Source organism: Pricia antarctica, assembly GCF_900101815.1.
Classification (GTDB): domain Bacteria; phylum Bacteroidota; class Bacteroidia; order Flavobacteriales; family Flavobacteriaceae; genus Pricia; species Pricia antarctica.
In genome coordinates this window covers 387,126-400,119 of sequence record NZ_FNAO01000003.1, presented here as the reverse complement: position 1 = coordinate 400,119, position 12,994 = coordinate 387,126, and the positions used below count along the sequence as shown (strand labels likewise).

The 12,994-nt window shown below is 47.5% G+C and carries 5 protein-coding genes; all 5 read left to right on the top strand.

All coding sequences use genetic code 11. The annotated features are described in order from the left end of the window. The first annotated feature begins 49 nt into the window (after positions 1 to 49). The 5 genes from queG (at position 50) to sov (ending at position 12,846) form a co-directional block, all read left to right on the top strand. On the top strand, positions 50 to 970 hold the full coding sequence (gene queG / locus BLT07_RS07045; protein ID WP_091867157.1) for a tRNA epoxyqueuosine(34) reductase QueG: 921 nt from the start codon (positions 50 to 52) through the stop codon (positions 968 to 970). 70 nt (positions 971 to 1,040) lie between these two features. Further along, positions 1,041 to 2,369, top strand: a complete 1,329-nt coding sequence (locus BLT07_RS07040; protein WP_091867155.1) for an MFS transporter — start codon at positions 1,041 to 1,043, stop codon at positions 2,367 to 2,369. A gap of 292 nt (positions 2,370 to 2,661) precedes the next feature. Further along, complete coding sequence (locus tag BLT07_RS07035; protein ID WP_091867153.1) at positions 2,662 to 4,962, top strand: NADP-dependent malic enzyme; 2,301 nt, start codon at positions 2,662 to 2,664, stop codon at positions 4,960 to 4,962. A 97-nt stretch (positions 4,963 to 5,059) separates the two neighbouring features. Beyond that, positions 5,060 to 5,641, top strand: coding sequence for a Holliday junction branch migration protein RuvA (ruvA, locus tag BLT07_RS07030; protein WP_091867151.1), 582 nt, complete (start codon positions 5,060 to 5,062; stop codon positions 5,639 to 5,641). A 5-nt stretch (positions 5,642 to 5,646) separates the two neighbouring features. Further along, positions 5,647 to 12,846 carry a T9SS outer membrane translocon Sov/SprA gene (sov, locus tag BLT07_RS07025; RefSeq protein WP_091867149.1) on the top strand — a complete coding sequence of 2,400 codons (7,200 nt, stop codon included), beginning with the start codon at positions 5,647 to 5,649 and terminating at the stop codon, positions 12,844 to 12,846. Positions 12,847 to 12,994 lie beyond the last annotated feature (148 nt).

The following is a 12,994-nucleotide window of genomic DNA, read 5'->3' as shown; positions in this document are numbered from 1 at the left end:
GGGCATATTGAACGCGTTGCAGCGCATTTCGAGAAGATCAAATAAAACTTTGAACAGAAAGCAAAAACATACCGATATGATAAAGACCGAAGCCAAGCGCCTCGGTTTTTTGTCATGTGGTATTTCCAAAGCCGAGTTTTTAGAGAAGGAAGCCCCCAGGCTCGAAAAATGGCTCAACAAGAACATGAACGGCGAAATGGGCTATATGGAAAACCATTTCGACAAACGTTTAGATCCCAGATTGCTGGTCGACGGGGCCAAGTCGGTCATTTCTTTACTGCTTAATTACTATCCCGACGAAACCCAACGGGAGGATACCTATAAAATATCCAAATACGCTTATGGGCACGATTACCACCACGTCATAAAATCCAAATTAAGACAGTTACAAGAGTTTATTTCGGAAGAAATTGGTGAAGTCAGCGGTAGGGCCTTTGTAGATTCCGCGCCTGTGCTGGACAAGGCCTGGGCCGCTAAAAGCGGACTCGGCTGGATCGGCAAGCACAGTAATCTGCTCACGCAACAGGTAGGTTCGTTCTACTTTATCGCCGAACTCATAGTCGATCTTGATTTGGAATACGACACGCCCGTAACCGACCATTGTGGTACTTGTACGGCCTGCATCGACGCTTGTCCGACACAAGCGATTACAGAACCTTACGTAGTCGATGGCAGCAAATGTATCTCCTATTTTACTATTGAACTGAAGAATGAAATTCCCGAAGAATTTCAAGGAAAATTTGACGATTGGGCGTTCGGTTGCGATATATGTCAAGACGTTTGCCCTTGGAACCGCTTCTCAAAACCACATGCCGAACCTTTATTTAACCCGCATCCCGAACTTTTGGAATTCTCAAAAAAAGATTGGGAAGAGATTACCGAAGATGTTTTTAGGAAAGTTTTTCAAAAGTCTGCCGTCAAGCGAACCAAGTTTTCGGGATTGACGCGGAATATTGAGTTTTTGAAATAACTTTCCCGTATCCAACCATTTAAAATCCTATATTCGAGAACAAATTAGGTTCTTACCAAACTGTTTACCAATGAAATTTAGCAAACCAAGTTTAAGCTTTTGGCAGATTTTCAATATGAATGTGGGCTTTCTTGGCATACAGTTCAGTTTCGGATTGCAGCAGACCGCGATAAATCCTATTTTTCTTTTCTTAGGGGCCGCCGAAGATATGCTTCCCATTCTGAACATTGCCGGTCCGATTACCGGCTTGATCATCCAGCCGATCATCGGTGCCATTTCCGATAAGACTTGGTCGCTGAAATGGGGTAGGAGAAAGCCTTTTTTCCTGATTGGGGCCATGATTGGCAGCTTATGTCTTTTTGCTTTTCCGCAGAGTCCCGCTTTATGGTTTGCAGTGGGCCTACTTTGGATACTCGATGTCGGCAACAACATGGCCATGGAACCCTACAGGGCCTTTGTAGGTGACAAACTGCCCGAAAAACAGCTGAGTTTAGGCTTTCAGATGCAAAGCCTTTTTGTGGGGGCGGGCATCGTATTGGCCAATGCATCCATTTTTTTGTTCCAAGACTGGTTCGGTGGCGATAGTTCGGCAGATGTGGCGGGAACTATACCGACATGGCTGTATTATTCTTTTTTTATAGGGGCCGTTCTCTCGGTGGTTACGATTTTATATTCCGTATTGACAACGCCGGAGATTCCTCCTACAGACGAAGAAATGGCCAAGATCAACAAGCATAGGGCCTTGTCTTTTTGCGAACGGTTCAAGATGCCTTTTATCGAAATTTCAAGTGCGGTCAAAGATATGCCTTCCTTTATGTGGAAGCTCGCCGGGGTCTATCTTTTTCAATGGTATGCCCTTTTCGTGTATTGGCAGTACGTCACGCCTTTGTTCATGACCACTATGGGCTTTGACTTATCGACCGCTGCGGCACAATCGGCCAAAATGAGTACCACCTATAATGTGGCGACGATTGTGGTAGCCCTGATGCTGGTGCCTCTTACCCTAAAGTTCGGTGGAAAAAAAATATATGCGGCCAGCCTGTTCGGAACGGGTTTGGCCTTGTTAATTATACCGTATATTGATGATCCCGTGATGGTATTGGCCCCGATGGTTTTGTTCGGTATTGGCTGGGCGGCCATGATGGGCATTCCCTATACTATGGTGTCCAAAATTGTACCCCAAGACCGGCGTGGGGTCTATATGGGTATTCTGAATATGATGATCGTGATTCCCATGGGCGTAGAAACGCTGACATTCGGATTTATATATGATTATTTTTTGGACAACAATGCGGTGAACGCCATACTTTTCGGAGGTATTTTCTTTATCATCGCCGCGGTTCTGGCGTTACGATTGAATGTCGCCGAGGCCAAGAAGGAAGTTGCCGTCGTAGAATAAGCTTCCTAGATTTTTGTTGACCTACAAAATGATAAAAGTGGCCTGTATGGTATAATTAATGTATTGGCAAATTTGCGGGTAATGGTCGCTGTGGGTAGAAGGTCCAAACTTACAAAGAATACTACTGTGTTAGTAAAACAGTGCAGATGGTTTAGCGGGTTTTAAACAAATAATCTGCCTTCCTTTTTACTTTTACCGCTATTATTAATTAACGCCCTAACTTTTAACTTTAAATCTTGACACTTCCCCCTTTTCCCCTAAATTTGTTTTTTGAACCCAATACCTGAACACCATGAGCAAACAGAAACAACGCCGGGAGGCACTAGTCTACCACGCCAAGCCCCAACCGGGTAAAATCAAGATCGTACCCACAAAACCCTACGCCACCCAGCGAGATCTGGCTTTGGCCTATTCCCCAGGCGTTGCTGAACCTTGCCTAGAAATTGCCAAGGATAAGGACAATGTCTACAAATACACCTCCAAAGGTAATTTGGTTGCCATTATTTCAAATGGAACCGCCGTACTGGGACTGGGCAACATCGGGCCTGAGGCATCCAAACCAGTGATGGAAGGCAAGGGACTCCTCTTTAAAATATTTGCCGATATCGACGGAATCGATATAGAAGTGGACACCGAAGATGTCGATGAATTTGTACAGACCGTTAAGATGATCGCCCCAACGTTCGGGGGCATTAATTTAGAGGACATAAAAGCCCCGGAAGCTTTCGAGATCGAACGAAGATTGAAAGAGGAACTCGATATTCCCGTAATGCACGACGACCAGCATGGCACCGCCATAATTTCGTCAGCGGCCTTATTGAACGCCTTGGAGATTGCCGATAAAAAAATCGAAGAAGTGCGCATCGTTATCAGCGGCGCAGGCGCGGCGGCGGTTTCCTGTACCAAATTGTATAAAGCGTTCGGTGCGAAAGCCGAGAATATTGTGATGCTGGATAGCAAGGGCGTCATTCGAAAGGATGCCGCCAACCTGTCAGAAGCAAAAGCTGAATTTGCGACGGACCGAAAAATTGATACGTTGGATGAGGCCATCGCCAATGCCGATGTCTTTATCGGCTTGTCTATTGCCGATATCTTTACGCCGGCCATGTTAAGCTCCATGGCAGAAAGCCCGATTGTGTTCGCTATGGCCAATCCGGATCCCGAAATCGATTACGGGCTGGCCATGAAAACGCGCAAGGATGTCATCATGGCGACCGGCCGATCCGACCATCCTAACCAGGTAAACAATGTACTTGGTTTCCCTTTTATTTTTCGTGGTGCCCTTGATGTCAGAGCGACTTCTATCAATGAAGAAATGAAAATGGCCGCGGTTAAAGCATTGGCCAATTTGGCCAAGCAGTCCGTACCAGAGCAGGTAAATATTGCGTATGGGGAGACCCGACTGACTTTCGGGCGGGAATATATCATCCCCAAACCCTTTGACCATCGGTTGATTTCGGAGATTCCGCCTGCCGTTGCCAAGGCGGCGATGGAAAGCGGTGTGGCCAAAAATCCTATCCACGACTGGGAGAAGTACAAAGAAGAACTGATGCAGCGATCAGGCAATGATAATAAGGTAGTACGCCTGTTGCACAGCCGTGCAAAAAGCAATATCAAGAAAATTGTATTTGCCGAGGCCGACCATCTCGATGTGTTGAAGGCCGCCCAAATCGTTCACGAAGAGGGCATTGCCGTTCCCATTCTTTTGGGTAATAAAGATATTATATCCGAATTGAAAAAGGAGTTGGAATTTGATGCCGATATAGAAATTGTCGACCCCAGCGACGATGCCTTCGCCGATAAGCGCGACCATTATGCAAAGACCTACTCAAACCTGCGCCAGCGCAAGGGTTCTACGCTGTATAGTGCGAGAATTAAAATGCGAGAACGCAATTATTTCGGTGCCATGATGGTTTTGGAGGGAGACGCGGATGGAATGATATCAGGCTATTCAAGAGCCTATCCGACAGTGGTAAAGCCTATTTTTGAGGTTATAGGAAGGGCCTCTGGGGTCAAGAAAGTGGCTACGGTAAATATTATGATTACCGATCGGGGGCCCTTGTTCTTGGCGGATACTTCGATCAATATTGATCCCAATGCCGAAGATATTGCTAAAATCGCCCAGATGACCGCGAATTTGGCCAGGGCTTTTGGTTTTGATCCGGTTTTGGCTCTATTGTCATACGCGAATTTTGGGTCTTCTTCCCATCCGGATGCCGAAAAGGTACGGGATGCCGTTCAGTTATTGCACCGGGCCCATCCGGAATTGGTAGCCGATGGCGAAATCCAGATGGATTTCGCCCTAAACAAAGAAATGTTACAGCGACAGTTCCCCTTTTCAAAATTGGCCGGAAAAAAAGTGAACACCCTGATTTTCCCTAATCTTGAATCGGCGAACATTACCTATAAGCTGTTGAAGGAACTCAATGGCTCAGATTCCATTGGCCCCATCATGTTGGGCCTCAGTAAATCGGTTCATGTAGTGCAACTGGGGGCGAGTGTAGATGAAATGGTCAATATGGCAGCCGTAGCCGTAATCGATGCACAGGAACGGGAGAAACGGAAGAAGGCAAAGGGTAGTGGGGCAAAATAGTGGCTTCAACAGATGGCCGTGTCCTCTTTGAGATTGCAATACCTTCAAACGATACAACAGGCTCTTCGCAATTACGTTCAAAACAAACATCCTAACCATGATCCATCACCTGAAAGGCAAACTTGTAGAAAAAAATCCCACCCATATCATCGTCGAATGCGCTGGAGTAGGCTATTTCGTAAATATTTCGTTGCACACCTTTTCCAAACTTACCGATAGCGAAAACATCAGCATTTTCACTCATTTGCAGGTCAAGGAGGATTCGCATACACTGTTCGGATTCGCGGAAAAATCGGAACGTGAAATTTTTCGGTTGTTATTGTCGGTTTCGGGTATCGGATCGAGTACGGCACGTACCATGCTTTCCTCACTTTCCCCGGCGCAGATCCGTGATGCGATTGCCAGTGGCGATGCCGCCACGATTCAGTCCATAAAAGGTATCGGCACCAAAACGGCGCAACGTGTGATTTTAGACCTGCGCGACAAAATTCTTAAAGTCTACGATATTGACGAAGTTTCTACCTCTGCGAACAATACAAATAAAGAAGAAGCGTTATCAGCATTAGAAGTTCTTGGCTTTGCTCGACGATCTGCCGAAAAAGTAGTGGACAAAGTACTCCGTCAAGATTCTTCGTTAAGCGTGGAGAATATCATTAAACTCGCGCTCAAAAATTTGTAACGAGTTTGAAAACAGGGGCCAAACTATTTCTTAAATCTTCGTTTAAGTACGCTTATCTATTCCTATTTTTCGTTATGATGACCGGGGTTTCCCTGGCCCAGGAGACGGAGGGGGAGGAAGGGGGCGAACAGCAGGTCGACTCCGTAAAGACCGGTTTTTCATTGGGCAGGCTCCAGATGAACAATCCCGAGAGCATCGTTTCCAAATACAACTACGACGAAAAGCTCGATATGTACGTCTACTCCGAAAAAGTGGGCGATTTCGATATTGGATATCCTATCATTCTTACCCCCGAACAGTATTATGAACTGGTGCGCCAAGAAGGAATCAAAGGCTATTTCAAGGAAAAATCGGATGCCTATTCCGGGAAAAAGGAAGGCAGCGAAGAAGCTCGAAAAAATCTGCTTCCCAATTTCTATGTGAACAAAGACTGGTTCCAATCCATTTTTGGCGGCAATGCCATTGAAGTGATTCCACAGGGTTCGGTAGCCATGGATTTGGGGGTTATTTGGCAGAAAAACGACAACCCCGCGCTATCCCCAAGAAATCGCACCAATACTTCCTTCGATTTTGATCAGCGTATCAGCCTGAGCATGTTGGGCAAAATCGGGGAACGCCTGCAGGTGAATGCTAATTACGATACCGAGGCGACCTTCGATTTTCAGAATATCGTGAAATTGGACTATACGCCCACCGAAGACGATATCATTCAATCCATCGAGGTCGGTAACGTTAACATGCCGTTGAACAGTTCGCTGATCACCGGGGCGCAGAGTCTTTTCGGGGTAAAAACACAGTTGCAGTTCGGTAAGACCAAGGTAACGGCGGTTTTTTCTGAACAACAATCCCAGAGCAATTCAGTCGTGGCGCAAGGTGGTGGTACCATCAACGATTTTTCGGTGACGGCTTTGGATTATGATGAGGACAAGCACTTTTTTCTCGCCCAGTATTTTAGGGACAATTATGACGATGCCCTGATCAACTACCCTTACATCCGAAGTCAGGTACAGATAACCCGTCTCGAAGTTTGGGTCACCAACCGCAGCCAGCAGACGCTGAACGTGCGTAATGTGGTAGGGATACAGGATTTGGGGGAATATGACCCGTTAATTGCCGCTGGGGAAAACCGAACTAGAATCGCTACTAATGCCCCCGCCGGCTTCTTCACCGCCAATACCGGGCAGCCGAACGCCCTGCCAAGAAATAATGCCAACGGTTATAATCCCACTGCTATCGGGCAAGGGGGCGTACTTACCCAAAGTATCCGTGACGTATCTACCATTGAACAAGGTTTTAGCATCCCCGGATATCAGCCCAACCAAGGCTTCGATTATGCCTATTTGGAAAACGCCCGCAAACTGGAGCAGTCTAGGGACTTTACCTTTAATTCCCAATTGGGCTATATTTCCCTGAACCAACGTTTGAGCAACGACGAGGTGCTGGCCGTTGCCTTTCAATATACCTATAACGGCAAGGTCTATCAGGTGGGGGAATTTGCCAACGGCGGTGTCGATGCCACCACCGTTACGGGGGGTGCCTTGGACAACCCTATCATCAATAACAATACGCTCGTTCTAAAACTCCTGAAAAGTAACATCACCAATGTTTCAGATCCGATCTGGGATTTGATGATGAAAAACATTTATGCCACGGGCGCGTTTCGGTTGAGTCAAGAAGATTTTAAGATGAACATTCTCTATAGCAATCCGACCCCCCGAAACTATATTACTCCGGTAACGGCCTTTCCCCAACAACTTGACGGCGGTAAACCCTTGGAAGAGCGCATACTTTTAGAAGTTTTCAACTTCGATAGATTGAATGCCTACAACGATGTTCAGCCCGGCGGGGACGGTTTTTTTGATTTTATTCCGGGAATTACCGTCGATACCCAGAACGGACAGATTATTTTCACGAAGGTCGAGCCTTTTGGCGAATATCTCTTTGACCGTCTCGGTGGTGGGGATTATAATGTGGATGACGGACAGGGCTATAACGACAATCAGGTAAAATATGTTTTCCGTGACATGTACGAGCTCACCAAATCGGCCGCTTTGCAGGATCCTGAAAAGAACAAGTTTCTACTAAAGGGAAGATATAAATCCGAAGGAAGCAACGGTATTCCTATCGGGGCCTTTAATGTGCCGAGGGGTTCGGTACGCGTAACGGCAGGTGGTCGGCAATTGCAGGAAGGTATCGACTACACCGTCAATTATCAGGCCGGTACAGTGCAGATTCTAGATCCCAGTTTGGAAGCTTCCAACACGCCTATCAATATATCTGTAGAGAACAACGCCGTTTTCGGACAGCAGACGCGGCGGTTTACAGGGGTAAATGTCGAGCATCAGTTCAACAAGAACTTTGTGCTCGGCGCAACGCTCTTGAATCTGAACGAACGCCCGCTGACCCAAAAGTCGAATTTCGGGGTAGAACCCGTGAACAATACGGTTTTCGGAATGAACGGAAACTACTCGACGGAAGTGCCCTTTCTGACCCGAATGGTCAACAAGCTGCCCAATATCGATACCGATGTGCCTTCGAATCTATCCGTTCGAGGCGAGGTGGCCTTTTTAGAACCCGGTTCCCCTAAAAATGCGGATTTCCAAGGGGAAACGACCACCTATTTAGACGATTTCGAAGGGGCACAGGCCCTGATCGATATCCGATCTTCCTTGGGATGGGCCATGGCCAGCACCCCGCTCGAGTTTTTGGATAGTCCCAATCAAAAAGGCCTTGAGACGGGCTTCCAAAGGGCTAAATTGGCTTGGTATACCATTGACCCCGTTTTTTATACCAACCAAAGACCCTCCAGCATCAGCGACAACGATATTTCCACCAACGCCGCCCGAAGGATATTCATAGACGAGGTATTTCCCAAGGTCGAGGTAGCACAGGGGCAGACCCGCCAGCAGACGACGCTCGATCTGGCCTATTATCCCAATTTAAAAGGACCGTATAATGCCAATACCAATTTTAACGCCGCGACCGGTAACCAAAGATGGGCGGGGATCATGCGCTCATTGAGCAGCACCAACTTCGAGCAGGCGAACGTAGAATTCGTACAGTTCTGGGTGATGGACCCATATTTGGAAGGTTCGGCGACAGGTCCCGGTGAACTGGTATTCAACTTGGGGAACGTTTCCGAGGATATCTTGGCCGACGGTCTAAAACAATATGAAAACGGATTGCCGGTCAACGGCCAGGGCAGCACGAAACCTGCAGATCCTATCTGGGGCGTGGTTCCTGCCACACAGGCCTTGGTGTATGCCTTCGATGTCGATGAAAACAGCCGCGCGCAACAAGATCTTGGTTTCGATGGACTCGATGATGCTGCGGAGAGCGCTATCTACGGTACCGAAAACGGTCAGGATCCGGCGTTGGACAACTACGAATATTTTTTACAGAGAGATGGTGGCGTTTTGGAGCGCTACCTGAACTTTAACAATCCTCAGGGCAATTCCCCGGTGCAACTCAACGACAATAGCAGAGGGTCGACGACCCTGCCCGATGTCGAGGATATCGATCGAGACCTGACCATGAACACGGTCAATAGCTATTATGAGTATCGCATCCCCATAAAACCGAATACTACGGTCAACGATAAATATGTAACCGATGTACGGGATTCCTTAGTGCTTTCAGGAAATCGTATCCCCAATGGCAGCACGGTGCGTACCCGTTGGATACAATATAAGATTCCGCTAAGCGATTTTACGAATGCGGTTGGAGGCATCACCGACTTTCGTTCCATCAGTACCCTGCGTATGTATATGACCGGTTTCAATAGTGACGTTTTGCTCCGTTTCGCTACGTTGGATTTGGTGCGGGGCGATTGGCGTACGTATGTAAAGTCCCTTGATGAAGATGATCCCAACCCAGGTGACGACGGTACCACCTTGGATGTTAATGCCGTGAACGTCCAAGAGAACGAGAACCGCAGCCCGATTCCCTATGTGCTACCGCCGGGCGTACGCCGCGAACAGTTGAACAACAACAATACCATCATACAGCAGAACGAACAATCACTTTCGCTAGTCGTCGAGAACTTGGAACCCCAAGATTCCCGCGGGGTGTTCAAAAACTTGGACATTGATCTACGGCAGTACAAAAAACTCAAGATGTTCATTCACGCCGAAAAAACCTTGGAAAGCGATATCTACAATATCGAAAATCCAATCGTCGGTTTTCTAAGGATAGGCACCGACTTTTCCCAGAATTTCTACCAGCTGGAACTACCTTTGGAGTTTACGCCTTTCAATGCAAGGTCGGAAACTGCGATTTGGCCTGAAAACAACCAGATGGAAATCATTTTGGCCGATTTGAACAAGGTTAAATCCGTTTGGATTGCCGGGGATGACCTCAGTGAAATCCGCTATTTCGAAGTTCTGGATGGAGAGGTGGTTGCCGTTGATGAGTTCGCGCCCCGCACGCCCGGAATGTTGCGGATCGGAATTAAGGGAAATCCCTCTTTGGGAAGCATCCGTAGTATGATGGTCGGTATGAAGAATGCCGCCAATCTACCTGTAAGGGGCGAGGTCTGGTTCAACGAGCTGCGTTTGGCCGGCCTTGATAACGAGGGCGGATGGGCCGCCATTGCTGCCGTAGATGCCAATATTGCGGATTTCGCCGATATTTCCGCAACGGGTAGTACCAGTACTTCCGGTTTTGGGGCCATCGACCAGATGCCGAACGAAAGAGCCCGGGAAGATGCGATATCCTATGATTTGGTCACCAATGTCAATGTCGGACAGTTGCTTCCTCCGAAATGGAACATCCAGATTCCGTTTAATTATGGAATATCCGAACAAATAATTACCCCCGAATTCGATCCGGTATATGATGACCTTAAACTTAATGATCGGATATCCGCTGCCGAAAATCCCGATAGCACCCAAGACCCCGACGCGATTAAGGAGCAGGCCGAGGATTATACCAAACGAACAAGCGTCAATTTTATCGGCGTCCGTAAGGATAGGGGCGAAGAGGCCGATGCCAATTTCTACGATATCGAGAACTTTACCTTTAATTATTCCTATAATGAGATCAACCACCGTGATTTTGAGATTGCCGCTTTACAAGATAAAGATTTGAAGACCGGTTTTGTCTACAACCATGCGTTCAAGCCCTTGGAAGTAGCACCTTTTGCCAAAAACGATTCCCTGTTTACCGGCGCTTACTGGCAATGGTTAAAAGAATTGAACTTGAGCCTGCTGCCGACCACGGTATCGGTAAACTCCAATTTCGATAGGCAATTCAACCAACAGCGTTTTCGTGACGTGGTCGAAGAAGGGGTCGATAAGTTGGATCTCCCGACCCTACGACAGCGCAATTACCTGTTCAATTGGCAGTATGCGGTGAATTATGCCTTGACCAAATCATTACGCCTCAATCTTACCGCAAGTAATAACCATATCGTACGGAATTATTTTGAGGATTTTACGGATGAAGAAGGCATCGAGCGGCAACGGATCGACGAGACTTTAGGACTATGGGACGGCTTCTGGGATCTGGGCGAACCCAACCGACATGCCCAGCAACTGGAACTGAACTACGAAATCCCTTTTAGTAAAATACCCGTGTTGGATTTCATCAATGCCCAGTACAGCTATACCAGTAATTTCGACTGGCAGCGCGGCGGGGATGCGCTACGGGAAGTCGCCCAACAAGATATCAATACCGTGCAGAACGCCAGCACCCATAACCTGACGGCCAACCTGACCATGGACAAGTTCTATAACCTGATCGGGCTCAAAAAACGAAAGGGTGGCGGACAGGATGGCGCCCCGGTTCGAAGTGACAAAGCCGGAAACCCTAACGAGGACGCCGAAAAAATCCAAAAGAAATCCAGTGGCCTTTTTAACACCGCAGTCGATATTTTGACCATGATCAAACGCGTCAATGTAAATTACAACGAGACCAACGGAAAGGTGCTACCGGGCTATACCCAATCCGTCGGATTTGTCGGTTCGTTGCGACCTTCGTTGGGCTTTGTTTTCGGAAGCCAGGCCGACGTACGATTCGATGCGGCCCGTAAAGGTTGGTTGACCAGTTTCGATGAGTTCAACGAGCAGTATATCGAAAACACCAACAAGCAATTGAATATTACCGCTACGGCCTTACCGATTCAAGATCTGACCATCGATCTGACTGCGGATAGGCAGTTTTCGAACAGCTATCAAGAGAGTTTCAGCATTGCCGAAGACAATACCTATACTGTTCAGCTCGGCAATGACTACGGCAATTTCAGTATTTCGACGATGATGATCGGTACCGTTTTCGGGAAAAGCGATGAATTCACCTCCGATAATTTTGAACAGTTCAAGCAAAACCGGATTACCGTTGCGAATAGATTGGTGTCCGATAGGGGGCAATCTCCCGGCACCTTGGATGAAGATGGCTTTCCTCAGCTTTACGGAAAGACCCAACAAGATGTGCTATTGCCAGCCTTTTTCGCCGCGTATACAGGTCAAAATGCGGAGCGGGTAAACTTGGATGTCTTCCGGCAGATACCCATACCCAATTGGAACATCAAGTACACCGGCCTGATGCGCAATAAGTGGTTCAAGAAACAATTCCAACGCTTTTCAGTAAGTCACGGGTATCGCGCCGCCTACAGCATCAATTCCTTCCAGACCAATTTGGAAAAAACGCAATTGCAGAACGATGGCTTGTCGACCACGGATCCCGAGACTGGCGATTTGATGTCCGATCTGATCTTGAACAACGTGGTACTGACCGACGAGTTCAACCCGCTGATGCGGGTCGATTTTGAGATGAAGAATTCCGTCAGTATTTTGGCCGAAATGCGATCGAACCGTGCCTTGGCCCTGAGTTTCGACAACAACCTCATGACCGAGATCAACGGAAAGGAATATACGCTAGGCATGGGCTATCGCTTTAAGGATGTCAAGTTCGTGACCAATATCGGCGGCAATAAGACCCGCTTAAAAGGGGACCTAAACCTGAAGGCCGACGTCACCCTACGTGACAATATCACCATCATCAGAAACCTTGATATCGAAAACAACCAGATTACTTCGGGGCAAAATTTATTATCCATCAAGTTTACCGCCGACTACGCCCTGACCAAGCAGTTGAACGCCCTGTTCTTCTACGACCACTCTTTCTCTCAATTTGCCGTATCCACGGCCTTTCCGCAAACCACGATCAATGCTGGGTTTACACTGAGGTATAACTTTGGCAATTAATTGCGAGCTTAGCTGCCGCTGGCAACCAAAGCGCGACAATCTGTCGAACCCACCTCGAAGTCACACTATGAAATTTCACAACTGTCGACAAATCTGATGACGACGCGATAATCTGTTCAACTTTGCAGTAAGTTCAACAGATTGCTGC

What these genes read in the sequence shown, in the direction of transcription:
- BLT07_RS07040 (WP_091867155.1), top strand. Translation starts at nt 1,041, where the DNA reads ATGAAATTTAGCAAACCAAGTTTAAGCTTTTGGCAGATTTTCAATATG.
- BLT07_RS07035 (WP_091867153.1), top strand. Translation starts at nt 2,662, where the DNA reads ATGAGCAAACAGAAACAACGCCGGGAGGCACTAGTCTACCACGCCAAG.
- ruvA (WP_091867151.1), top strand. Translation starts at nt 5,060, where the DNA reads ATGATCCATCACCTGAAAGGCAAACTTGTAGAAAAAAATCCCACCCAT.